The organism is Nocardia sp. NPDC057663 (genome assembly GCF_042799895.1).
In the GTDB taxonomy this organism is placed as follows: Bacteria; Actinomycetota; Actinomycetes; order Mycobacteriales; family Mycobacteriaceae; genus Nocardia.
Window position 1 is genome coordinate 175763 of the sequence record NZ_JBHVHX010000007.1, and the last position, 24199, is coordinate 199961.

A 24199-nucleotide genomic window follows, 5' to 3' on the forward strand; every position below is an offset into this window, starting at 1 on the left:
GGGAACATCATGTCCGACAACGAAACCCGTATCTACGATGTCGTGGTGATCGGCGCGGGGCCGGTCGGCGAGAACGTCGCCGACCGAACCAGCGCCGCCGGGCTGAGCACCGTGATCGTCGAAGCCGAACTGGTCGGCGGCGAATGCTCGTACTGGGCCTGCGAACCCAGCAAGGCGCTACTGCGCCCGGCGCTGCTCTATCACGAGGCAGCCCGCTTCCCCGGCGTGGCGAGCGCGGTGACCGGCGGCCTCGACGCGGCCGCGGTGCTGAAGCATCGCGACCGCATGGCCGCCGACTGGAACGACCAGGACCAGCTCGCCTGGCTCGACTCCGTCCGGGTCGACCTGGTGCGCGGCCACGGCCGGCTCGACGGGCCGAAACAGGTGACGGTCCGCACGCCCGACGGCAGCACCGTGCGGCTCACCGCCCGGCACGCGGTCGCCCTGTGCACCGGCACCTCGGCCGCGCTGCCGCCGCTGCCCGATCTGGACGCGCTGCGGCCGTGGACGAGTCGGGAGGCCACCGCCGCGCAGACGGTGCCCGACCGGCTCGCGATCCTCGGCGCGGGGGTCGTCGCGGTCGAGATGGCCACCGCCTGGCAGGCACTCGGCGCCCGGGTGACCCTGCTCGCCCGGGAAACCCGGCTGCTGGAGCGCGTCGAGCCGTTCGCCGCCGACCTGGTCACCGAACGGCTCCGGGAGGCGGGGGTGGACCTGCGGCTGGGCACCACCGTCGCGGCGGCGCGGCGCGGCGACGACGGCGTGCACCTCACCCTCGCCGACGGCACCCGGCTGGTCGCCGACGAGCTGCTGCTGGCGACCGGGCGCGCACCGCGAACCACCGACCTCGGCGTCGACACCGTCGGCCTGACGCCGGGCCAGTGGCTGAGCACCGACGACACGCTCACCGTCACGGCGGTCGAGGGTGCGTGGCTGTACGCGGTCGGCGACGTCAATCGCCGGGCCCTGCTCACCCACCAGGGCAAGTACCAGGCCCGCATCGCCGGGGCCGTCATCGCCGCCCGGGCGCGCGGACAGGCACTGGACGCCGGACGCTGGGGCGCGCACGCCGCCACCGCTGATCTGGACGCGGTGCCGCAGGTGGTGTTCACCGACCCGGAGATCGCTTCGGTCGGCCTCACCACCGCCGACGCCGCCCGCGCCGAACGGGCGGTGCATGTGGTCGACTACGAGATCGGCCACGTCGCCGGGGCGATCCAGCACGATCCCGGGTACCGGGGCCGGGCGCGCGTTCTCATCGACCCGGATCGCGGTGTCGTCGTCGGTGCCACCTTCGCCGGTCCCGGGGTGGCTGAACTGCTGCACTCGGCGACCGTCGCGATCACCGGAGAGGTTCCCCTGGAACGGCTCTGGCATGCCGTGCCGTCGTTCCCCACCATCGGCGAGGTCTGGCTGCGGCTGCTGGAAACCTATCGCGACCAGCAGCAGCCACCGGCACGAGGAGAGGTCGCGTGATCTCCTACGACCGGCTCTATGTCGGCGGCACGTGGACCGAACCCAGCGAGCCCGCGCTCCTGGAGATCCTCTCCCCGCACGACCGCTCGGTCGTCGGCCGAGCGGCGCAGGCCCAACCCACGGACGTGGACCTGGCGGTGGCGGCGGCCGCCGCGGCCTTCGACAGCCGCGTCTGGCGCGACACCCCGCCGGCGCAGCGCATCGCCGCGCTCCGGCGCTTCGACGAACTCCGCACCGCCCAGGCCGACCGCATCGCCGCGCTCATCACCGCGGAGAACGGTTCGGCCGCCTGGTTCACCACGGCGGGCCAGACGGGGCTGACCCGGCAGGCGCACGCCTACTTCACCGCGGCCGAGGACTTCCCGTGGGAGCGCACGCTCACCCCGTCCGACCCGGCCGACCCGGTCCGTACCGTGGTCCGCCGGGAGCCGGTCGGCGTGGTCGCCGCGGTGATCCCGTGGAATTCGCCCTTCGCCGCCGCGACAGCGAAGATCCTGCCCGCTCTGCTCACCGGGAATTCGGTGGTGCTCAAGGCCGCTCCCGAGAATTCGCTGAGCATGGGAGTGCTGGCCGAGCTGATGGATCAGGTCGGGCTGCCCGACGGCGTGCTCAGCGTGCTGCCCGCCGACCGCGACACCAGCGAGTACCTGATCTCGCATCCCCGGGTGGACAAGATCGCGTTCACCGGGTCGACCGGGGCGGGCAGGCGGATCGCCGCCATCGCAGGCGAGCAGCTCAAACGTGTCAGCCTCGAGCTGGGCGGGAAATCGGCGGCGGTGATCCTGCCGGACGCCGACCTGACCGCGGTGACGGCGGGCCTGAAGTTCGGTTCACTGCTGAACAACGGTGAATCCTGTATCGCCCAGACCCGGATCCTCGCCCCGCGCAGCCGCTACGCGGAGGTGGTCGCCGCGCTCGCCGCGCTGGTGGAGTCGCTGCCGGTCGGCGATCCGAGCGATCCGCGCACCTTCATAGGACCGATGGTCCGGGGCGATCAGCAACAGCGGGTCCGCGACTACATCGAAGCAGGCATCGCCGAGGGCGCGCGGCTGGTCTGTGGCGGGCCGCAACTACCGCCCGGCCTCGGCGACGGCTTCTACGTCACACCGACGGTCTTCGCCGACGTGACACCGGCCATGCGCATCGCCCGCGAGGAGATCTTCGGCCCGGTGCTGGTGGTCATCCCCTACGACGACATCGACGACGCGATCCGCATCGCCGACGACTCCGACTACGGACTCTCCGGTGGCGTGTGGTCGGCCGACGAGGACGCCGCCCTAGCGGTCGCGCGCCGGATCCGGACGGGGACGGTCACCGTCAACGGCGCGCCGGTGGGATTCGACGGCCCGTTCGGCGGCTTCAAAGCCAGTGGGATCGGCCGCGAATTCGGGGCGGTCGGGCTGGGCCAGTACACCGAATACCAGACCATCACCTTCTGACCTACAGCACTCCGGTGCCGGGCAACAGTTGCCCGGCACCGGAGTTCTTCTGTGTAGCAGTGTCGTTCCTTCACATCCGGTCGGCGTCGACGATCGCCTGGGCGAACGGCCGCGGTGCCTCCTGCGGGACGTTGTGGCCGATACCGTCGAGAACGCGGTGGTCGTACTTCCCGGTGAACTTGCCCCGGTAGGCCTTTCCGTCCTTGGCGGCGCCGTCGAAGTCGCTGCTGATGGTGATGGCGGGGACGGCGATGGTGGGTCCGGTGGCCAGGCGCTGCTCGTAGTCGTCGTACTGCGGTTCGCCCGGCGCCAGGCTGAGCCGCCAGCGATAGTTCGAGATGACGATGTCGACGTGGTCGGGATTGTCGAAGGCGGCACCGCTGCGCTGGTAGGTGGCATCGTCGAAATCCCAGGCCGGAGAGGCATTTCGCCAGATGAGTTTGTTGAAGTCGTGGCGGTTGCGTGCGTAGCCGAGGCGGCCGCGTTCGGTGGCGAAGTAGTACTGATACCACCAGCCGAGCTCCGCCGCGGGCGGCAACGGCTGCTGCTGCGCCGCCTGCTGGGTGACGAGGTACCCGCTCACCGCGACCATCGCCTTGACCCGCTCCGGCCACAGCGCGGCGATGATGTCGACTGTCCGTGCGCCCCAGTCGAATCCGCCGAGCACCGCCGAATCGATGCGCAGCGCGTCCATGAAGTCGACGATGTCGCGCGCGATGGCGGACTGCTGACCGTTGCGCAGCGTCTGCGCGGACCGGAAGCGGGTCGGCCCGTACCCGCGCAGGAACGGGACGAGTACCCGGAATCCCGACCCGGCCAGGATCGGACCGACATCGGCGTAGCTGTAGGGGTCGTAGGGCCACCCGTGCAGCAGAATCACGGGTTGTCCCGAGGCAGGGCCGAATTCGGCGTAGGCGACGTCGAGCACACCGGCCTCTACCGTCTTGATCGGGCCCAGCGCCGTGTTTGCTCCCGCGCCTGCTCGCAGCGCCGCGCCCGGAACGGCGGGCGCGGCCGGTGCCGGGGCTTCGGTGGCGCAGGCGCCGAGGGAGGTCACGGCCAGGCCCGCGGCACCCGCCGCGAGCGCGCTACCGAAAAGTCGTCGTCGATTGATGTCCATGCCCTCGACGCTAGGGAGCGCACCGGGTCCGCCGCGTGCGTCGGATGACGTAATCGGTGTCGATCGCCGGTGCCCGGCGCCGGCTCAGACCGCCGGGTCGTCGAGGGTCGGCAGCAGTGCCGCGAGGTCACCCCGCGAACTGATCCCGAGTTTCGGGAAGATGCGGTGCAGGTGCGTGCTGACGGTCCGATGCGACAAATAGAGCCGCTGCCCGATCTCCCGGTTCGTCAGCCCCTGCGCCGCCAGCTGCGCGATGCTGAGCTCGTGCGGGGTGAGTCGTTCGCGCGCGTCCGGGTCCCGGTTCGGGCTGGATTCGCCCGCGCTGCGCAGCTCGAGCCGGGCCCGTTCGCTCCAGGCGGTGAAGCCGAGGGCATCGAAGATCTCCCTGGCCGTGCGCAGATGGGTCCTGGATTCGACCACCCGGCGCTGGCGGCGCAGCCACTCGCCGTAGGCCAGATGCAGTCTGCCGCGTTCGGCGGGCCAGCCGGTGAGGTCGGCCGCCAGTGCCTGGGCGAACCGCTCCGCGGCCGAGTCGCCGGCGAGAACCGCTCGCGCGTACCGCATTCCGATGTGCAGGGCGGGTGCGGACGTGGCCGCCGCCACCGGTTCCAGACCGCGCAGCAGGTCCGCGACGGCGGCGGTGCGGCCCGCGCGGACCGCGGCCTCGGTGAGTTCGGTCAGGAAGCACACCCACAGTGCCAGCGAATACGCCGGGTCGAGTGGATCGTGGATGCGGGCCAGATCGGTGAAGGCGTCGTCGAAACGGCCCTCGCCGAGCGCGATGATCCCGCGCGTGAGCTGCACGGTGGCCAGCACCGGGCGCACGGCGGCGGCCAGTCCGGTCCGTTCGGTGTCGGCGGCGATCGCCGCCGCCTCCGCGTAATCGCCGCGCAGCGCGGCGATTTCGGCTTGGACGCCGGTGGCGGAGGCATGCATGAAGGTCTGCCCGGTCTCCAGGGCGAAGGCCGCGGCCTCGGCCGCGATGGGCGCGGCGGCGGCGAGGTCACCGACCCTGGCCAGGCTCCACGCCTGGATGGCCAGTGCCCGCGTCAGCAGGCCCAGCCGGCCGGCGGAGCGGAAGCCGGGTGCGGCCGCGCCGGCGAAGCGGGCCGCGAGATCGAACGCGCCGACCTGGTAGGCGGCGCTGCTGAGAAAGTAGTCGACCTCCGGGTCACGCCCGGTGGTTGCTGCCAGCGCCCGCAGATGACCCAGAACCTGGTCGCCGCGCTCGAACGGCGCCACGATCGAGTCGATCGCGAGCTTGCGATGGTCGCCGTCGGGAATGCCGAAGGAGTCGGCGACGGCGAGGACCGCGCGCCGGATGTCCGGTCCCGGCTCGGACCAGAAGCACCGCATGGCCGCACCCCACAGGATCCGCAGCGCCGGATCCGGGTACCCCTCGGCGGCGACCGAGGCGGCCAGCGCGGCCAGTTCACCGATCCGCGAGGGGCTTTCGCGGATGCCGTCCTCGGGCGCGCTGAGCACCCAGCTCGCGGTGGCTTCCTGCTCGGGGGTGAGCGGCAGCGAGCGCGCGGCGTCGACCAGCCGGTCCACGATGTCACGGCGACCCGATTCGACGGCAAGTTCGGCCGCGCGCAGCAGCCGATCGGCGCGCCGGCCAGGGGCGACGCTGAGCGAGGCGGCGCGTTCCAGAGCCGCGATCGCCCCGTCCCGGTGCCTGGCGCGTTCGGCGGTCGCCTCCAGTGCCGCCGCCACGTCCTCGTCGGGGCCGGCCGCGCCCGCCGCCCGGTGCCACACCTGGCGATCCGGCGACCCGGCGAGCACGTCGGCGAGAGCCAGGTGCGCGCGGCGGCATTCCTCTGCCCGCGCTGCCGCGACCAGCGCCGAGCGGACCAGGGGATGACGGAAAGTCACTGTGCCGGAGCCGATATCGATCAGCCGCGCGGTCACTGCGGGCGCGAGGACATCCGCGTCGACGGTGGATCCGGTCAGTTGCCCGGTGGCCGCGAGTATTTCGGCGAGCACGGTGCCGTCGTCGAGCGCGGCGACCAGCAACGCCGACCTGGTGTGTTCCGGCAGTTCCGCGCCGCGCGCCGAGAAGGCGCGTTCGAGTCGTTCGGTCAACGGCAGTGCCGCCGTGGTGTCGACGAGATCGACTGCGGCCGTGGGTAGTTCGGTCAGGGCCAGCGGATTGCCGTGGGCCTCGGCGAGCACGCGGCGCCGGACCTGGGCCGATGCCCGCGGCGCGATGCGGTCGAGCAACGCGTTCGCGTCGTCGTCGGACAGTGGTCCCAGCCGCATGGTGGACAGCTCGGCTTCGCGCAGCGGTGAGCTCGCGCCGTCGCGGACGGTGGCGACCAGGACGAGGGGTTCGGCATCGATCCGCCGCGCGACGAAGGCGAGGACCTCAGCGCTGGCCGGGTCGAGCCAGTGCGCGTCCTCGGCGACGACCAGCAGCGGCCGGTCGGCCGCGACATCGGCCAGCACGGTCAGCGCGGCGAGCCCGACCAGGTGCGGGCTCGGCTCGTCGACGAGATCCGACATCCCCAGCGCGCAGGTCAGCGCCTCGCGCTGGCGGCTGGGCAACGCGTCGAAGGCCCGTCGCAGCGGATACAGCACCCGGTGCAGCCCGGCGTAGGCGAGGCCGTGCTCGGCTTCCACGCCCGTGGTCCGCAGCACCCGCAGCCCCGCGTCCGCCGCCGCCGCGACCGCCTGCTCGACGAGGGTCGACTTCCCGATTCCGGGTTCGCCCTCGATCACGACGCCGCTGTGTTCTTCGGGAGCGGCCACGAGTGCGGCCAAGTCCTTCAGCTCGCTGTCTCGTCCGATCATCGGCATCCGCGGCGCTCCTCCCGGGCCCGCGACGACACGCGGACCGATCGGTACCTTATCGAACGGGTGGTCCGGGGGTCGGGTCCGTGGCACGGTCGCCGAATCCTCACAGGTCAACGTTGCAAGGCCGCAGCCCGACAACAACTCCACCGTCACCGGATCAGCCGCCGTGATCGTCACAACTGGCCTTGCCGCGCCGCCGCCGATCCCGCCATGCACCGGGCATTCAATCGGTCGCCCAGGTCTCGACGGACGAACTCCGCGAGAGTGGCGACGAAGTGAAAGTGATCGGGGCATGTCGACTGCAACGACGGAACCTCCAGTCAGATCTCGAGCTTCGCATCATGGACGCCCTAAATCATTGCGAGCGAAAGGCGTTGGGCAATCTGTCGAGTTGACGAGGATTGATCGGTTGCCGTCGGTCAGCCAGTCAACGGTGCTACGGCACCTCGAGGTTCGTTCATGCATTAGTACACGCAAAGTGGAGTGATCTCGCTACAAAAGCGTGTTCTTGCGGCGGTCTTTTCGGATATTTGGGACATTTCGTCTGGTGTGGGGTTTCCGGATTGTTGTGGCGTGGGTGGGCTGAGCCTTCCGGATCTGGAGTTCAGTGCGTGTTGTCGGCCGGTCGGTGTGGCGAGTGCGGTGACGATTTCGAGTAGGTCGGTGTCAGACACGCCGTCTCGATGCACTGACCATGGGGCGGTGAAACCCGGGTCGGACCTGCACCGGAAATAGGTGGCCTCCACCCTTGCCATTACCATGGAGGTATTCGGTGAGCACTCGATGGATTGGATTCAACATGAAGAAGATTCTGAACTCCCTGTCCGAGGACGAGTACGTGCTGATCCGTGAAACGAAGAAGGCTCAGATCGTGGACCTCGACGAGGATGACCTGATCGCGCTGCATAGCCGTATCCGGCGTGCTCGCAACAAGTACGTCAAGCTGTACCGGAGGGCCGGCGCCACCAAAGTCGAATCCAAAGGTGCACGCGGATCCGGCAAGGCGGCGAACAAGCGCAATGCGGGCAAGGCGGAGGTGTTCGAGAATGCTCTCAGTCGAGTCAGTCGGCAGCTGGCCGCGGCGTCTCGGCACAGTGCCCTCCGGTTGAAAGAGGAACGGTTGGCACTGGCCCGCGACGATGCCCCCTCGTTCAGCGACATCGACACCGGTGACGGAAAGGTGCGGTCTTCAGGGAAGGCGCGCGTCGACACCACCCGAGAGTCGTCCGGTCGCAAGAAGTACGAAGCCTCGACCATCGCGGCTGGAGCTCGACGTCAAGCAAAAAAGGATCGACGTTAGGAAAGCGCGGGCGACCGACACCACCATCACGTTCGCGCCGGCGCGACTATTCACGCCGCCGGTATCGGGGACAAGGACGACAACGCACCGCATAGTCTGACCGTGCCGTCAGTCGAAGCTCGCACACAAACTTTCCACCGCGCCGCCACCGAATCGATCCTGACCCAGATCGCTGCGGCTGGCGAGAAGCTCTGCACGCCTGAGGATCTCGCGTCCATTGCCCCCGCAGCCTGGGATTTGTTACCGGTGTTGTTTGGTCCCCGGCTCGACGGAACGAGCCGAGGCATGAACAACGCTACTCCGCAGACATCGCGCCTGTCAGACCAAAGTTTTGGTGGCGACAGGACTGATGGAGCGCGATGCCGACATTCGCAACCGCGCCGGGATTCACAAGGATGATGCCATCAGGTCGGCGTGCCGGCACCGTTGGCGCTGACCCGGAAACGCTGCGATGCGGTGACGCGGTGGGGTTCGGGCTGAGACCAGATGTCACTGGATGAGGCACAATATGTCAGAGAATGTTGCGAACCGGCCTCATTCGACTCTCGCAACGAGAAGTGCTCGGTTGTCAGCGTTAGCCTGCGCCGATGAGCAGCGATTCCTCCGGCTCGACGCCGCAGGTCGATCGGACGCTTCCGTCGCGTAACAGCCATGATCCCGGTGGTGTCGCGGCGCTGCTCTCCGATGCCCGGACCCGGCTCACCATGTCCCCGTCCACTGATTCCCCCGTGGTGGCGCTGGGTCGATGCCACCACGCTGTCGCCGCGATCGGTGCCGCATCGCGAGTCGTCGCCGATCTCGCGATCTCGGCGCCACCTTCGTATTCGACGACCGCGCTGCAGTGCGATCTGCTGATCGACGATGTCGAGGCCGCCCTGCGGGCGGTCCTGTCGACCGATCGACCCGCGTTGGCGCACCCCAGGCTCGCCACCTCGGACCCGGTGCTGCGGTCGCGGGGCCCCAACATTCCCATGGTGCGGACACTGTTGATCCTTCTGGCCACTGAACTTCGCGTACACGCCACAGCATTGGCGGCATCTCCCGGCGTCGCGTCCGAGATCCGCCGGGCGGCCGAAGCGACCGCCGACGCGGCTGCGCTGATCACGACGGAGACGCTGTGAGGAGCCGGCTGTTCGCAGGCGCTGCCGTCGGCCCGCCACCGCCGCGGTTAGGGTCGGCCCGCTGCCGCGCTCGCCCGGTACTCGCCAGGGGTCATTTGCATGTGGCTGTGGAACGCGCGGTAGAACTGGCGGGCACTGCCGAACCCGCAGGCGCACGCGATCGCGGCGATGTCGACGGTGGGTGCGCTGCGTAGGAGCCGGCAGGCGTGATCGACACGCACCGAACGAAGCAACCCCGACGGTCCGGAAACCTGCTCGGACCCGACGAGCCGGTACAGAGTTCGTTTGGATATGTGGCAGTCGTGGGCGAGGCGCTCGATCGTCAGCTCCGGGTCACGGAAGTTGGCATGGACATAGTCGAGGACCCGGCGCCGAGCCACGACATCGGAAGCCGGGTCCAAGATGTCCCGTTCGCCCAGCGCGATCGAAATGGATTGGGCGAGAAGGTCTGCGGCGGCATCGATGACCTTCGCGGCCCGATGGTGCTCACTCGGCGCCAGCATCGCGACATCGCACAGGTAGCCCGACGTCAGGCGGGCCAGCTCATCGGTCAATACCAACGGCTCCACCATCGCGCGATCACCTACCCCGATCGATTCGGCGATGTGCTCGCGAGGGACCATGACAGTGAGGAAGGAATGCGGTGTCGGGGCATCGACATGGATCCGGTTGAGGCTGTCGATCACGATCAGCGAACCGGGCCGCAGCTCGGACCGGTCATCGCCGTACCGCAAACGCATGATGCCGTCGACGACGATGTTGGCGGTGATGTACTGCTCGGATGAGGCGCCGATGTGGTGATCTGCTCGCCACATCGTCGACGGGCTCGCGGTGATCGCCGACATCCGCACATCAGGGCGATCGATCAGGCCCGTGGCCTCACCGAAGAACTCTGTGCCCGAATACGGTTCGGTCGAGATCGGGATCAGCGCGGCGCTGATGGCCGATGCCCATGCCTCGAAGGCCTCGCTCGCCGACAGTTGCGAGGTCGAGAACTGCGGTCGGCCATCGGGAAGCTCGAGCACCACCTGATCCTGCCACGCGCACCTAGCGAGATGCTTCTCCCGCGGCTGGGTGTCGCCGGACCGATTCCACCGAGAGTGGCGACCCCGGGCGAATCACATCGGGTCAGCACGGGCCGATCACCACCACCGACCATCCCCGCCCAGCTCGCCGAGCCGCGGTGCGGCACTCACTCGCACGATCGACCAGATCGCCACCCATGGAGCATGCACATCCGTACTACCGGTCGCCCAGCTTACGACGACCGGTGCCGCTTGGTAGTGCTGCGTGCGTCAGCGATCGGATCGATTGCGGTCTCGCTCAATTCCAATGCCCCCTTGGTGTCTGGCAGTCGGGGTCGGAGGCCGTGTGGGGCAAGCAGTTCGGCGTGTTCCTGGCCAGCACCGGAGTTTCCAGGCCGGTCGTGTCCGGGAGGGTTTCGGCGGCGATGGTCGTCGTCGAAATTGCGCACTCCTTGGCTACTGATCCGTCAGCCATGTTCATCGGCGCGGGGAGCGTCGAACGAGAAGGCGGATCAGTTTAGACCCGTGAGTGTTGCGGTTGTACGTTGCAGGATTGTGCGATGGTCTCCGACTTGTTGGGCCGGGCGTGCTGGTTGTGCCAGCGGATATCGGCGCGCCGATCGCGGAGTCGTGCTCGCCGTGGCTGCGGTGGCGGTGCCGTTCAACGCGAAATGGCGACGCTGACATCGACCACGGCGACAGGACCGAATGATCTGGAGGACACGTCCGCGGCTACGGCGTACCCAGGAGTTCAGTAACGGCATTCCAAATCAGGTTTGAGTACTTGGAAACCTCGATGCGGTCCGCTCCTCGGTCGACGGCACGCTTGATCTGCCATTCGGAGAATTGTGGAGCGAACCACAACAGGCGGACGAAGTCGGCGTGGAGTCGTTCACCTTCGGGGATCTCGATCGATTGGATCAGCTCCAGGTATGCGTCTCCTAGTTCGGGGACGAATCTGCCGTCGCGTAGGTTGCCGAGGTATCCGCGTTCTGGGTCCCATGCTGTGTCGAGTGCTTCCAGGACTTCGGGTGCGTCGTATTTCATTGCCAGAATCCAATGATCGCTTCGGGCGGGACGTGTTGATAGATGAGGACTTCTCGATCTTTTCGTGCGTAGAAGTCCAATCGGCCCTTTCCTGGAATCCGCCGGATACGTCGGTGAAGCTGGCGACTCGTGACAGGTTGATGGCGACGATACCATTTACACCGTTGTACTTGGAGAACGCTGTCTCGGGTAGCTTGCTTGTGGAGATCCACGGTGAATCCTGTTTACCGGCAACGTGACTCAGAGGTGTGACACCCAGGGCGTCGGGGTCGCGGGCGAAAGCCCGAGTGCCGGGTATTCGCCGGGAGACAGTGCTCGGAAGACGATCCCTGGTGCGGGAGGTTCGTCTGCCATGGAGCAGTCGGGGATATCGGCGTGTCAGACCGAGTGGGTCGATCCATCGGGTCGGGTTGTCGGGGTAGGCGTGTGGGTTCGGCGATGGTCCATCTGCTGAACCTGATGGAGGACAGGGAGCTGTACACGATCGTCGAACAGCTGCCGGTGATCGACGAGCACTATGGTGCACGGCTGGTCGGATGCTTGCCGATCATAGTCGGCTCGCAGCTTCCCGCCATGCTCTCGGCGATGCCGCAGGACCTTCCAGGCGAAGTTCAGCACCAGATCGAGCGTCTTCTCGATCGCAAACCCGGCGTCAACTCGGGATGGCCAGATTTGATGCGGTCGCTGGCTACGGGCACAGCGACGACCTGATGACGTGGGTGGGTGGGCAGCAGCGCTCGGGCGGCAGCCGCCCGGGTAAACACAGTGGTACCAGTGGGCGTACCCAATGGCAAGCAGGCCTTGTCGCCCGAGCGGTCGAGCCGAGCCGGCGGTAGGCCAGGGGACTTCCCAGTGGGCGGGACTCTATCGGTCAATTGTCCAATTTGCCAGGTGCTGGGGCCGCGCGGCAACTACGGTCCCGCGCATGTCTCGCACTCACCGCATACTCGCGGCCGCCGCCCTGGCCGCTGTCCCACTCGCCGCAGCAGCACCGGCCCCGGCGACTCCGGTCGTGAACAAGGTCGTGGTCATCGGTATCGATGGCACCCTGTGGAGTGAGGTGTCGGCGGCCGATGCCCCGAACCTCGACCGCCTGGCCGCGGAGGGCACCCTGGCACGCACCTCCATCGCCCCGCACACCACCATGTCGTGCGTCTCGTGGGCAACCGCACTGACCGGCGTGTGGGACAACAAACACGGAATTCAGGACAATGGATCCACCTGCAACGCAGGACCTTTCGCGCAGTACCCGACGGTGTTCACGCAGGTGGAGCGGGAGCGTCCGTCGTTGTCGACGGCCTCCATCGGGACCTGGGACAAGATCGGCATGATCGCGCGCACCGGCAGCCCGCAGGCCGACCGGGTGACCGTCACGCAGATCGATCCCACCGGTGCGGGCGTCTGTGAGACCACCGCCGATGCCAACGCCACCGCGGAGGTCGTCTCGGCCATCACCGACGACGGGACCGATCTGGTGTTCACGCACCTCGATCAGGTCGACATTGTGGGACACACGCTGCGCGGAATCTGGCCGCAGGCGTATCGCGATGCCATCACCCGCGCGGACGGCCTGGTCGGAAAGATCACTGCCGCGGTGGACGCGCGGGCGGCTTCGCATTCGAACGAGCGGTGGACGATTCTGGTCACCACCGACCACGGGCACAAGCCGGATGGTGGCCATGGTGGGCAGAGCGCCTACGAGACAGCCAGTTTCGTGATCGCGCGCGGAGCGGGGTTCGCAGCGGGAACGCAGAACAACGGGTACACCCTCGCCGACATCACACCGACCGTTCTGGACCTGCTCGACATCTCGGCTCCCGCGAATCTCGACGGCGAGTCGATGTTGACCGGCGGCTCGGGCAACCCGGCAGCACCGGTACCGAATACGCCACCGGTCGACTCAGGGATCACCGGTTCGTCGTCTGGTTCGGCGCAGGCGGCCATGGTGGCGAATCCGTTGTGCCTCCTGGGCAGTGGATCGGCGAGCGGTTCGTCCGACAGATGATGCGTTGATGCGGTCGAGATAGCCGGCGTGGCCGAAGGCTACTCACATTCCGACCTGTACAACCGTCCCGAGCCGGTGAAGATCGCCCTCGATAGGGTGGCCCGGAGAGGAATCGCCGGGTTCGTTCGGCGAGTCCGACGGTGTGAATGAGTCGGCGCGCGCCCGACGGCCGCGGCGTTTCGTTGGCTGCCTGATCAGGCAGGTGTCGGAGGCGGCGGATACTGTGGTCAAGGGGCCTCGTTGAGAAAGTGTCCCATTCACCGCTCACCGTGACTTCTCTGGAGATCGAGGTGTGTGCGAGCATTCCGCGGTGGCTGGTGGAACCGATAATTGGCCGGTCGTCGACCTGCCTGACCTCCTCGACGTGCTCGATCTCGCCGAGGTCGCGCCCGGACGATTCCGGGCGAGGAACGTGACTTCGACGCTGCCGACGACGTTGGGCAGTCAGACGTTGGCGCAGGCGGTGGTCGCGGCCGAGCGCACGGTGCCGCACATGGCGGTGCAGTCGCTGCACGGTGTGTTCCCGCGCGGTGGGTACGCCGATCGTGAGGTCGACGTGGACGTCGAGGTCGTCCAGTCGGGGCGGTCGCTGGCCACCGTGCAGGTGTCGTTCCGGCAGGATGGGCGCGAGCACGCCCGGGTGCTGGCCATGCTCAGCGTCGACGAGCCGGACTTCCTCGCACACCATGCTGTACTGCCGCCCGAGGTGCCGGGTCCGGAGGAGTGCGCCGACCTGCCTTGTGCCCTGCTGCCGTGGGAGGTCCGGACACCGGGTGGGGCGGACGCGCTGGCGCTCGACCTCGCGGGGCCGCCGTCGCTGGATGTGTGGATGCGCTGCGACAAGGCTCCCGATCTGCCGTTGTTTTCGCGGGCGCTGTTGGCCCATGGCAGTGAGGGTTTCCTGGGCCCGGTCGCCACGCGTCCCTACCCGCAGGCCGAGATCGCGCGCCGCGGTGGCCGGGGGCAGTCGGCCATGCTCACCCAGACCATCACCTTCCATCGGCCGTTCACCGTGCACGACTGGCTGCTGCTGCGCTGCGAGAGCCCGTTTGCGGGCGCGGGCCGCATGTACGCGCGGATTCAGATATTCACGCGCGCTGGAGAATTGGTGGCTTCGGTAGATGCGCAGGGCCTGATGCGCGCGCACGGATAGTCCTCGAGAACCCACGGCTGAGCGTTCCAGGGCCGACGCTGCCCGGATAACAGCACATTATCCGGGCAGCCGAACTCGTCGGAGAGTGCGGTCCGCGTGGTCGGCGGCTGCCAACGTAGCGCGTTCGACGAAGGACACAATCTGTGGATTCGGAGTGGTGGGGCGGTGGGTCACGTGACGCGCAACCCACCGGCCCACCGCCTCAGCCGACCGCCGAAATGACTGCGGTGTCGCTGATTTCGAGCAAGCGACGACGCGCCTTCGGATCGTCGGCTTGTGAATGTGGCCGGCTCTGCCTGGTGCCGTTGAAATACCGGCCTGTCATCTGTGACAGGCCGGGATCGCAGATCAGCCGGAGGGTCGCCGCCGCGCCCTCGGCGACGGTGCTGATCGGGGTGGCGCCCGATTCCAGCACCATGGTCGTGGCCATGAGGGTGGCCGGGTGCACGGCGTTGACGGTAACGCCGGTTCCGTCGAGTTCCTCGGCGTACTCGATGGTTGCCATGATCATCGCCAGCTTGGCGCGGCAGTAGGCGGTGTACACGTTGTAGTCGTGCTGGGGGGTCGGATCGTCGAGGTCGATTTCGCGCTGCCCGGCCGAGGCTACGTTCACCACCCGCGCCGGAGCCGAGGCTCGCAGCAGCGGAAGCAAGCGCCGCGTCAGCCGATACGGGGCCAGATGGTTGACCGCCCACAGTAATTCGTTGCCGTCGGTGCTGAGTTCGCGTTTCCCGTCCGGCCCGCCGCCGGTGCCGGCGTTGTTCACCAGCACATCCAATCGTGGAGTGTGGGCGATGATCTCGTCCGCCAGCCGGTCCACCTCCGCGAGTCGTGACAGGTCGGCCAGAATGATCCGCGGGGCGTGTCCGCTCGCGGCTGTTATCTCGGCGGCGACCGCTGCGGCCCGATCGCGGTTGCGGCCATGCAGGATCAGCCGGGCACCCGCAGCGCCGAGGCGTACCGCTAGTTCGCGGCCGAGTCCGTCGGTTGCGCCCGTGATCAGCACAGTGCGATCGACCATGCGATCGATGTCGTTGTCGCTCACAGTCTTTCCTCGAGTTCTGTATTCCCGTCCTCGGCCCGGATGGTGACCGAAGTGGCGGTCAGGTCGAGCGCGACGTGCGTGCCGAGGGGCGTGTGCACGACGCGCGGCTCTCCGGTGGCCGGCACCGGAATGCCGTTCACGATGACCTGGACCCAGCGGGCGATGGCGTCGCCGTCGCGCCGCGAGTGACGAATGATCTCGACTTCGCAGGGGATCGTCCCAGTTGCCGGAAGCCGTGCAGGCGACGGATCCGCGTCGGTGGCCGGACCGGCACTTCGAACGGAATTCACTGCGGTGTCTCCGCCGTGACGACGAGTGTCGCCCGGCCCAGGATGTGGCCGGCGATAGTGAACCCGAGCAGAGCCGGAGTGGAGTCGGAGGCGATGCCGATGTCGTCGACATCAAGGGCGTGCACGGTGACGAAATAGCGGTGCTCACCGTGCCCCGCCGGCGGTGCCGCACCGATGTAGCGAGGTAGACGCGCGTCGTTCGGCAACTGGAAGGAGCCGACCGGCAAACCGCTACCCGCGTCGTCTCCGGCACCCTCGGGAAGGGTCGTGGTCGTGGCCGGGATGTTGGCGACAGCCCAGTGCCAGAAACCGGAGCCGGTGGGAGCGTCCGGGTCGTACACGGTCACGGCGTAGCTCTTGGTGGCCGTGGGTGCGCCACTCCAACTCAGCTGCGGGGAAACGTCTCTGCCGCCGGGGGCGCCGGAGGACCACTGGGCGGGTGGCCAGGCGGCGCCGTCGCTCACCGTGGTGCTGGTGACCGTGAATGCGGCTGCCTCGGGGAGGCGGGCGAAGGGATTGTTTGCGCTCATCGTGTCGCGGCTTTCTCATCGTGTCGGGTAGGCGCAATCGACGATAGCGGAAATAATCGATGATTTGTCAAATCGTCTATGATCGGACCATGACTCGGACCGCCCACACCCCGACCTCGCCGGCGAAGCAGATGCTTTCCGAGCAGGTCTACGCGCACTTGCGGAACGCGATCATGCGCGGCGAGTTCGCACCCGGTGATGCGCTCAAACCGCAGGATCTATCCAGGCAACGCGGGGTGAGTCTGGCCGTGGTGCGTGAGGCGCTGGTGCGGCTGGTCGGTGAGGGCTTGGCCGAACGGCTGACCAATCGCGGCTTCGCGGTCCCAGCCTTTTCCGATCACCGCTGGCAGCAGATCGGCGAGGCCCGCCGGGCCATCGAGCCGGTCCTGCTACGCATGTCGATCGAACGTGGTGACCTCAACTGGGAGGGCGACGTCCGAGCTGCCTACCACCGGTTGGCGCGCACACCGGCATTCACTCCGGAGGACGGCGAGTACTACAGCGAGGCATGGGCCGAGGCTCATCGGGTGTTTCATCGCGCCCTGTTGGAAGGGTGCGGCAACCCGGTGCTGCTGGAAACTTTCGACCGGATGTGGGTCGCGAGCGAGCTGGCCCGCCGCTGGGCACACCGTAACCCGGAGCGAGATGGAGTTGACGAGCATCGCCGATTGGAGGAGGCGACGCTCGCCCGTGACTCCGACACAGCTGTCGACATCCTGACTCGACACCTCACCCTGACGACAGCCGCACTGGCAGAGCAAGAAAACTGACACGTCCGACAGTCCGGCGCTGCGGCTCGACGCCAATCGAGCTGACGTTCGCTACTTCGCGTCCGGCGGGCTAAGGGAGCGGCAGGCAGGAGCTTCCGGTATTCACACCTCGCCCGCCGACTTCGACCGTCACGTACTGCGCGGAGGTGACCTGCCCGGGCTTGAACTGCTGGGCGACGACATTGTGGCGACCGGAGTACACAGGCGTCCACTCGAAGGTCGCGGTGCCGTTCTCCGGATGATAAACGGCGACCCCGAGCCTCTCGCCATTCCCCGGGACCTGACCACCACTGATGCTGATGGTCACCTCACCCGCCTCGGAAACCGGCGCGTCGACACCGACCGTCACCGTATAGGAGCACCCGGTACGCAGGCCTTCGGTCGGCTGTTCCACACTCACTCCGGTGATTGCGGCGGTCGCGTTCGGCGCGGCCATGATCATGGTCGGCAACGCACCGAGCACCACAGCAAGGCCGAATCGGCGTGCACGGACGTTCATCGGGGTTCCTCTCGTTTGACTACCCCACAGCCTATGAAGGCCGGCACCCGTCGCGCTTGGACGACTATGCCAGATGAATCGAACTTCCCTGCCACGCCCGAATCAGCATTCAGACCACGATACTTCGACGTGCGTCGGCGAGGTTGGCAATCAGCTCCGGTTTCACTCGTCCCGGGGGAGTCGTGGGTCCGCGTCGGGTGAGAGCCGTTCGCTGCCGGGAGCGTCGATCGGCTCCGGGCGAGTTCCGAACAAGATGCGGACGGCTCGCAGGTACTGGTCCTCGGGTGAAAGCGGTTCGCTACCGGGAGGGCAGATCGGCTCCGGGCGATCGCCGGACAAGTAGTCGCGGAAGGCTCGCAGGTATTCGTCCAGGTCGCGTTGATCGGCGAACCTGGTTTCGGTCGGATCGAACCATTCGTCCGGTGTCGGGTGCCACGCGATCATGTAGTCGAGGGCTTCGCGCAGCATGTGCCCATAGGTCGGATCCTTGGCGCAGGCGGCGCGCAGCGCTGGGGCGCTGTGCCGGATTCCGCGGCTGTGCTCGGCGCTGTGCATGGTCACCAGCGGCCACCGCAGGCCGTCGATATGCGGAATTTCGTCCCACCACGTGGTCTTCGTGCGCAGGGTCTCACCTGCCCGCACGTGGCGTGATTCGGTGACAGGTGCCGGGTAGTCGGAGGGCGCGCCTCGTCTGTCGATGCTGCGGGTCGGCCCGGTTTCAAGGTTCACGGGTGGGTACCACACTCCGCGCCACACCGAGACTCCGAGACAGCGATTCACCGGCAGTGGCTCGGCCAGTGAGATGTCGACCGTAATTCGGCGCACGGGTGGCAACGGTCCGTCGAGGACCAGATCCGCCAGCATCGACAAGCAATCCGGTACGTCGAACCCAGTTACGCCGACGCCCTCCCAGAACCGTGCGTCGGAGCACTCCTGTCGGTCGAATTCGATCCAGTACCGCCGCGGCGCGGTCATCCGCGATTTCCTTCCTTCGGCATCGATGTCGGGTCAGGTTGGGGGAGTACGCTTTCGCCCGGATGAAGACCTGGAAGATGGGCTGCTTGATCACAACTCGATCGATCCCGCGGAATCAGCGTGTCCAGCGAAGGACGTCGAGCGCCGCGCCCACCGCGATCGTGTTGCTCGCCAACGGTCGGGGCAGTAGCTCTTCAGCACGGGCCAGGCGGCGTACCACCGTGCTGCGGTGGGCGTAGAGCCGTTCGGCGGTCCGGGTGATGTTGCACTGCTCCTCGAGGTAGATGGTGAGAGTGTCGATCACCTCTGGTTCCGTGCCGGCGAGTGCACCGAGAGTGTCGGCGACGAACTCGTCGGCCCTGATCGGGTCGGAGGTCAGCACTGCCACGAGCTGAACGTCCTGGTGGCGAGCGACGCGTCGGTGAGAAGTCAGACGGGCCAACATGCGCTGAGTCTCCAGAGCGTCGAGGTGGCTACTCCGGAATCCATCGAGGTTGCTACCCGGTCGTCCGATGGCAATCTGCACGTCGGGCGCGGCGTCGAGGCCACGCACCACAGGTTCCAGTTCGGGTGCCGTGTCGACGGGCAGCCACAACCACAGCGCCGCGGCGCTGGCTACGACCGTGAGCCGGTGACCGGCGCCGCCGACCCGCACGAGCAATTCCGCGGCAGCTTCGAGCTGATCGCTGACTGTGGGCGATCTGGCCCAGAGGACAGCGGCCGTGTGGGGACCGGTCAATCTATAACCCAGTCGGCTCTCGGCGTTCGCAAGCCGGATGGGTGCCCCTTCGAGCAGCAGCGACACCGTTGCGCGGCGTTCGGCGTTGGTTCCCTGGACCAAGTCCGCATGTTCGGCCTTCATCTGGACGGTGACCGCGGCGATCGTGTCCTCGATGAAGGTCGAAATCGACAGCGAGGCGAGTTCCAGTAACTCGCGTAGCTGCCGGGGATCGTCGGTCAGCCCGAAGCAGACCTCCATACATCGGTTCCACACCACGCTGTAGGTCGTGCGGTACGCGTCGAGCGACGTCTCGTCGAGCCCGCGACGCACCAGGTCTCTTGCCGAAGACAGCACCTCTGGACCGACGTTCGGCGGTACCCTGCGCCCGGGATTCTGCACATTGGACCAGGCCCAATGCGTGATATTGGCCAGATTCGCCCGTCGGACCGAGTCCGCAAGTACTGGGTCCTCGGCGATGCGCTGCATCCGCTGCCCTGACAGCGCCGCCTCGTGGAGATCGTGGAGCCAGTCCGCCGGCGGGTTGAGTGTTATCTCGGCGGCCTGCCGGATCAAGTCGACGAGTTCGGGCCCCGGCTCGGGCCAGCTCGAGTCGCGTGCGTCATTTTGAACCACAAGTTCAGAATCCTGCGTCGATATGATGTAGCGCAAGTGTGTCTTGGTACCCGAACCTTGAATTCAGCCTCCGCGCAGTCCGTGGATGGCGGAGTCCAACGAAGGAGCCGCAATGACACCCACGCAGACCTCGGATCCGTCGACTGCAGGCGACACCCGCGCCGATCATGTCGACGTCCTGATCATCGGCGCCGGGATCTCCGGCATCGGCGCGGGCCGATACCTGCGAACCTTGCTGCCGCACAAGAGCTTCACCATCCTCGAAGCCCGCGGCAGCCTCGGCGGCACCTGGGATCTGTTCCGCTACCCCGGCATCCGCTCGGACTCCGACCTGCACACCTTCGGCTACGAGTTCAAACCCTGGACCGACGAACAATCCATTGCCGACGGCGAACGCATCCTGGACTACCTGCGCGAAACCGCCACCGAGAACGGGCTCGACGACAACATCCGCTACCACCACAAGGTCGTCGGTGGTTCGTGGTCGTCGGCGGAGGTCCGCTGGACCTTGCAGGTCGAACGCACCGACACCGGCGAGCGCCTCGAGCTGACCGCGGATTGGATCTTCTCTGCCGCGGGCTACTACCGCTACGACGAAGGGTTCACCCCCGAGTTCACCGGTCGTGACCGGTTCCAGGGCACCATCGTGCACCCGCAGCAGTGGCCCGAGGACCTCGATTACGCGGACAAGCGCGTCGTGGTGATCGGCAGTGGCGCGACGGCGGTGACCCTGGTGCCCGCGATGGCGGAGACCGCGGCGCACGTGACGATGCTGCAGCGCACCCCGACCTACATCCTGCCGGTGCCGAAGAAGGATCCGATCGCGAACGCGATGAAGCGCCTGTTCGGCGACGAACGCGGCTACGCCTGGACCCGGCGCAAGAACATCGCCCAGCAGAAACTCGTCTGGAGCCTGTCGCAGAAGTACCCGCAGCTGATGCGGCGAGTCATCCGGTGGACCAACGCGAAGCAACTGCCAGAGGGCTATCCGGTCGACGAGCACTTCAATCCGCCGTACAACCCGTGGGAGCAGCGGCTGTGCACCGTGCCCGACGGTGACCTGTTCAAGACCATCAGGCACGGCGGGGCGTCGGTGGTCACCGATCGCATCGACACCTTCACCGAGAACGGCATCCTGCTGGTCTCGGGCCGCGAACTCGACGCGGACATCATCGTCACCGCGACCGGCCTGAACGTGCAGGCGTTCGGCGGCATCCCGGTGACGGTCGACGGCCGCGCGGTCGACGCGTCGGACACGGTGGCCTACAAAGGCCTGATGCTCTCGGGTGTACCGAATCTCGCGTACGCCATCGGCTACACGAACTCTTCGTGGACGTTGAAGATCGGCCTGCTCTGTGAGCACTTCTGCCGCCTGCTGGCCCACATGGACGACAACGGCTACGACATCGCCCGCGCCGAGGTCGCCGACACGTCGATGCCGACCCGGCCGTTCCTCGACTTCGCCGCGGGCTACATCCAGCGCGCCGTCGATCAGCTGCCCAGTCAGGGCGACCGGATGCCGTGGCGGACGTCGATGAACTACCAGGACGATGTGAAACTCCTGCGCGAGGCCGCCGTCCTCGACCCCGAACTGCACTTCGAGACCGCGGTCGCCGCGGGCCGGGCCGAGCACGCCGCATCGGTGTCCGCATGAGCGCGGACGACACCGGCGCAGCATCGGAACAGGTGGTGACGCTGCCGCACGGATCGCGTATCTGCTATCGGCTGGACGGACCCGCCGACGGCGAGCCGCTCGTGCTCATCGCCGGCTTGAGCCTGGACCTGCGATCCTGGCCCGAACCGATGGTCGACCGGCTCGTCGACGCCGGGTTCCGGGTCGTGCGGCTCGACAACCGGGATGTCGGGCGCTCGAGCGCCGGAAACGGGAAGCCGCCGGGCAATGCGCGGATCCTGTTCAAACGCCCACGCCAGGACGCCTACACGCTGGCCGACATGGCCGACGACGTCCTCGCGCTGCTCGACCATCTAGAGATCGGCGCAGCGCATCTGGTCGGTATGTCGATGGGCGGGATGATCGCCCAGACGTTGGCCGCCCGGCACCCGGCGCGCGTGGTGACACTCACGTCGATCTTCTCCACGACGGGAAACGTGAAGGTCGGTCAGCCTGCGCTGTCGACGTGGGTACGCATGGCGCGGCGCCCACCGCGCACGGTCGACGAGGCTGTCGCGGCGCACCTGACGATGCTGCGGCACATCGGCTCGACTGTCTTCGCACCTGACGAGGCGGTCGAACGCAATCTGGCGGCAGTGGCGTGGATTCGCGGAGCAGGACCTCGTGCGCAGGCGGGAATCGCCCGGCAGATCGGCGCGATCCAGGCCTCCGGTGACCGGAGCGCCGAGATCAGCGCGATCCTCGCCCCGACCCTGGTCATCCACGGCGACACCGACCCGATGGTCCATCCCAGCGGCGGTCGGGCCACAGCGGCCGCCGTCCCCGGGGCCCGTCACATCGAAATCCCCGGAATGCGACATCATCTCGCACCCGGTGTCTTGGACCGCCTGGCGCGGCTCATCACCGACCACGCGCGCGTCACCCGATCAGCAGGAGACCCCGTATGAGCACCTTCAAGGGCAAAGTCGCCGTCGTCACCGGCGCGGGTTCCGGGATCGGCCGCGCCCTGGCACTCGAGCTCGCGCGCCGCGGCGCACTGCTCGCCGTGTCCGACGTCGACGACCGGGGCCTGGCAGAGACCCACGACCAGATCGCCGCACTCGGCACCGAGGTCCATTCTGCGACCGTCGACATGGCGGACCGCGACGCGGTAATCGCCTACGCCGACGACATGGTCGAGTGGTTCGGTGCCGTCCACCAGATCTACAACAACGCCGGGATCGCCGGCCACTCGACCACCGTGCTCGACAGCGACTGGGCGAACTACGAGAAGGTGATCGCGGTCAGTCTCTTCGGGGTCATCCACGGCACCAAAGCCTTTCTCCCTCACCTCATCGCCTCCGGCGACGGGCATGTCGTCAACATCTCCAGCCTCAACGGCTACCTGGCTCAACCGACGCTGTCCGCGTACTGTGCCAGCAAGTTCGGGGTCCGCGGCTTCACCGAGGCGCTGCGCACCGAAATGCTCGCGGCCCGACTCCCCGTCCGGGTGACCACGGTTCATCCCGGCGGGGTGAAGACCGATATAGCTACCAACGGTGTCGCCGCCGCACTCGCCGACGGCGCGGAGGTGACCACCGCCCAGCGCAAGCGGGCCGACTTCTACAACGAGAAGCTGCTGCGCATGGATGCCGCCGAAGCCGCGACCATCATCCTCGACGGCGTTGCCGCCGGCTCGCCCCGGATCCGGGTCGGCCGCGACGCCGCCTTCCTAGACGGAGCCGTCCGCCTCTTTCCGGAGCTGTACCCGAAAGTCGTGGCCCAGTTCGACCGTCGCGTCCTCGGCGGATGAAACCGCCCACCCGAATCACCGGAGAACTCCTGGCGTCCTCGTCGTGAACCTGCATCACCGAGCCGAACCCGACTGGTTGAACGCCAGGACGCTACGGATCTTGAAGGCTGTCTGCAGCTCACCGAGAACTAGTTGTTGCGTCGGCGAAGTACCGGACGGCGCCGTTGGCTGTGACCCGAACGCGCCAACCGCCGACGCGACAGTATCCGGCGGCAGCCAGCGTCCGGTCGAGCCCGTCGAGATCGGCTGATGTGCCCGGTTCCAGCCGCAGTGACCTCGACCAGATTGCCGTGGTACGGGCGCAAACGGCGCCATCGGAAGCATGACCGCAATAGAACTCGCTGCTGTAGACATCGACCGCAGCGTCGCCGGCGTCGAGCCTCGCAATCACAAACAGGCCGTTTGTCTCTGTCGCTGTGGTAGGACGCAGGCGATGCCGGAGAACTACACCGTCGCGGTCAATTCCGCGATCGCGTGGATTGCGAGGGGACACGCCGGTTTGCTCGGCCATGCCAGCGGTTTCCGGGAGCAGTCGGTCGACACCGCTGAGAGGCAGGATCGAGACGGTGTATGGCAGTCGCTCTCTCGTCGGCAGTAGGTCGGGGGTGACGGACTCGGATGCGCGTTGAAACAAATTGGGCGGCTTCGAATTTGTCACCTGAGAACCTCACATCGATGGGGCGGACTCTCTTACGGGCCCCGATCCCACCATCGCGATTTTCAGGCACCTAGGGTACGAAGTCACTTCAAATCGGGACCTTGGTCGGGAACTGCTCGGTTCGTTGGCCGAGCATTCTGCGCGCAAGACATGCTGAGCCGACTAGAGAGC

General features: G+C 67.4%; 22 protein-coding genes. 11 read left to right on the top strand and 11 right to left on the bottom strand.

What is annotated here, in order from left to right; all coding sequences use genetic code 11:
- Positions 1-9: 9 nt before the first annotated feature.
- Positions 10-1476 (top strand): dihydrolipoyl dehydrogenase family protein, encoded by a 1467-nt coding sequence (locus tag ACFVAV_RS18305; protein WP_379036114.1) that lies wholly within the window; start codon positions 10-12, stop codon positions 1474-1476.
- Positions 1473-2915 carry an aldehyde dehydrogenase gene (locus ACFVAV_RS18310; protein ID WP_379036115.1) on the top strand — a complete coding sequence of 481 codons (1443 nt, stop codon included), beginning with the start codon at positions 1473-1475 and terminating at the stop codon, positions 2913-2915. The genes ACFVAV_RS18305 and ACFVAV_RS18310 overlap by 4 nt, the downstream gene beginning before the upstream one ends.
- Positions 2916-2985: 70 nt before the next feature.
- Here the strand turns inward: ACFVAV_RS18310 and ACFVAV_RS18315 are convergent, their stop codons facing one another.
- Both ACFVAV_RS18315 and ACFVAV_RS18320 read right to left on the bottom strand, forming a co-directional pair.
- Complete coding sequence (locus tag ACFVAV_RS18315) at positions 2986-4029, bottom strand: alpha/beta fold hydrolase (protein WP_379036244.1); 1044 nt, start codon at positions 4027-4029, stop codon at positions 2986-2988.
- Positions 4030-4119: 90 nt separating this feature from the next.
- Positions 4120-6834: an ATP-binding protein gene (locus tag ACFVAV_RS18320; RefSeq protein ID WP_379036116.1), complete on the bottom strand. Its 2715-nt coding sequence runs from the start codon at positions 6832-6834 to the stop codon at positions 4120-4122.
- Between the two features lie 796 nt (positions 6835-7630).
- Between ACFVAV_RS18320 and ACFVAV_RS18325 the strand changes: the two genes are divergently transcribed.
- Together ACFVAV_RS18325 and ACFVAV_RS18330 are read left to right on the top strand one after the other, a co-directional pair.
- Positions 7631-8131, top strand: a complete 501-nt coding sequence (locus ACFVAV_RS18325) for a hypothetical protein (RefSeq protein WP_379036117.1) — start codon at positions 7631-7633, stop codon at positions 8129-8131.
- A gap of 587 nt (positions 8132-8718) precedes the next feature.
- Entirely contained in the window at positions 8719-9252 is a 534-nt protein-coding gene (locus ACFVAV_RS18330) for a hypothetical protein (RefSeq protein ID WP_379036118.1), read from the top strand.
- A gap of 47 nt (positions 9253-9299) precedes the next feature.
- Here the strand turns inward: ACFVAV_RS18330 and ACFVAV_RS18335 are convergent, their stop codons facing one another.
- Complete coding sequence (locus ACFVAV_RS18335) at positions 9300-10277, bottom strand: helix-turn-helix domain-containing protein (RefSeq protein WP_379036119.1); 978 nt, start codon at positions 10275-10277, stop codon at positions 9300-9302.
- Positions 10278-11009: 732 nt separating this feature from the next.
- Complete coding sequence (locus tag ACFVAV_RS18340) at positions 11010-11324, bottom strand: hypothetical protein (RefSeq protein WP_379036120.1); 315 nt, start codon at positions 11322-11324, stop codon at positions 11010-11012.
- 426 nt (positions 11325-11750) lie between these two features.
- Here ACFVAV_RS18340 and ACFVAV_RS18345 point away from each other — a divergent pair, with 426 nt between their 5' ends.
- The 3 genes from ACFVAV_RS18345 to ACFVAV_RS18355 all read left to right on the top strand — a co-directional run bounded on the left by ACFVAV_RS18345 (position 11751) and on the right by ACFVAV_RS18355 (position 14482).
- A complete protein-coding gene (locus tag ACFVAV_RS18345) occupies positions 11751-12035 on the top strand; it encodes a hypothetical protein (RefSeq protein ID WP_379036121.1) in 285 nt (94 codons plus the stop codon).
- 214 nt (positions 12036-12249) lie between these two features.
- The gene (locus tag ACFVAV_RS18350) at positions 12250-13329 is read left to right on the top strand and encodes an alkaline phosphatase family protein (RefSeq protein ID WP_379036122.1); all 1080 of its coding nucleotides are present in this window, start codon (positions 12250-12252) and stop codon (positions 13327-13329) included.
- Between the two features lie 310 nt (positions 13330-13639).
- Positions 13640-14482: an acyl-CoA thioesterase gene (locus ACFVAV_RS18355; RefSeq protein ID WP_379036123.1), complete on the top strand. Its 843-nt coding sequence runs from the start codon at positions 13640-13642 to the stop codon at positions 14480-14482.
- A gap of 202 nt (positions 14483-14684) precedes the next feature.
- Here ACFVAV_RS18355 and ACFVAV_RS18360 read toward each other — a convergent pair whose 3' ends face one another.
- The 3 genes from ACFVAV_RS18360 to ACFVAV_RS18370 are packed head-to-tail and all read right to left on the bottom strand — an operon-like array spanning position 14685 to position 16347.
- Positions 14685-15527, bottom strand: a complete 843-nt coding sequence (locus ACFVAV_RS18360; RefSeq protein WP_379036124.1) for an SDR family NAD(P)-dependent oxidoreductase — start codon at positions 15525-15527, stop codon at positions 14685-14687.
- Entirely contained in the window at positions 15524-15817 is a 294-nt protein-coding gene (locus ACFVAV_RS18365; protein WP_379036125.1) for a hypothetical protein, read from the bottom strand. Before ACFVAV_RS18365 ends, ACFVAV_RS18360 begins: the two co-directional genes overlap by 4 nt.
- Positions 15814-16347 (bottom strand): YbhB/YbcL family Raf kinase inhibitor-like protein, encoded by a 534-nt coding sequence (locus tag ACFVAV_RS18370; protein ID WP_379036126.1) that lies wholly within the window; start codon positions 16345-16347, stop codon positions 15814-15816. The genes ACFVAV_RS18365 and ACFVAV_RS18370 overlap by 4 nt, the downstream gene beginning before the upstream one ends.
- A gap of 89 nt (positions 16348-16436) precedes the next feature.
- Here ACFVAV_RS18370 and ACFVAV_RS18375 point away from each other — a divergent pair, with 89 nt between their 5' ends.
- The gene (locus tag ACFVAV_RS18375) at positions 16437-17117 is read left to right on the top strand and encodes a GntR family transcriptional regulator (protein WP_379036127.1); all 681 of its coding nucleotides are present in this window, start codon (positions 16437-16439) and stop codon (positions 17115-17117) included.
- A 70-nt stretch (positions 17118-17187) separates the two neighbouring features.
- Here the strand turns inward: ACFVAV_RS18375 and ACFVAV_RS18380 are convergent, their stop codons facing one another.
- The 3 genes from ACFVAV_RS18380 to ACFVAV_RS18390 form a co-directional block, all read right to left on the bottom strand.
- Positions 17188-17559: a hypothetical protein gene (locus ACFVAV_RS18380; RefSeq protein WP_379036128.1), complete on the bottom strand. Its 372-nt coding sequence runs from the start codon at positions 17557-17559 to the stop codon at positions 17188-17190.
- A 219-nt stretch (positions 17560-17778) separates the two neighbouring features.
- The gene (locus tag ACFVAV_RS18385; protein ID WP_379036129.1) at positions 17779-18591 is read right to left on the bottom strand and encodes a hypothetical protein; all 813 of its coding nucleotides are present in this window, start codon (positions 18589-18591) and stop codon (positions 17779-17781) included.
- Between the two features lie 115 nt (positions 18592-18706).
- On the bottom strand, positions 18707-19981 hold the full coding sequence (locus ACFVAV_RS18390; RefSeq protein ID WP_379036130.1) for a PucR family transcriptional regulator: 1275 nt from the start codon (positions 19979-19981) through the stop codon (positions 18707-18709).
- A 76-nt stretch (positions 19982-20057) separates the two neighbouring features.
- Between ACFVAV_RS18390 and ACFVAV_RS18395 the strand changes: the two genes are divergently transcribed.
- The 3 genes from ACFVAV_RS18395 to ACFVAV_RS18405 are packed head-to-tail and all read left to right on the top strand — an operon-like array spanning position 20058 to position 23370.
- Positions 20058-21599, top strand: a complete 1542-nt coding sequence (locus tag ACFVAV_RS18395; protein WP_379036131.1) for a flavin-containing monooxygenase — start codon at positions 20058-20060, stop codon at positions 21597-21599.
- Positions 21596-22525 carry an alpha/beta fold hydrolase gene (locus tag ACFVAV_RS18400; RefSeq protein ID WP_379036132.1) on the top strand — a complete coding sequence of 310 codons (930 nt, stop codon included), beginning with the start codon at positions 21596-21598 and terminating at the stop codon, positions 22523-22525. The genes ACFVAV_RS18395 and ACFVAV_RS18400 overlap by 4 nt, the downstream gene beginning before the upstream one ends.
- Positions 22522-23370, top strand: a complete 849-nt coding sequence (locus tag ACFVAV_RS18405) for an SDR family NAD(P)-dependent oxidoreductase (protein WP_379036134.1) — start codon at positions 22522-22524, stop codon at positions 23368-23370. Before ACFVAV_RS18400 ends, ACFVAV_RS18405 begins: the two co-directional genes overlap by 4 nt.
- A gap of 118 nt (positions 23371-23488) precedes the next feature.
- On the opposite strand, the gene ACFVAV_RS18410 is transcribed toward ACFVAV_RS18405, so the two are convergent.
- Entirely contained in the window at positions 23489-24028 is a 540-nt protein-coding gene (locus tag ACFVAV_RS18410) for a hypothetical protein (protein ID WP_379036135.1), read from the bottom strand.
- Positions 24029-24199 lie beyond the last annotated feature (171 nt).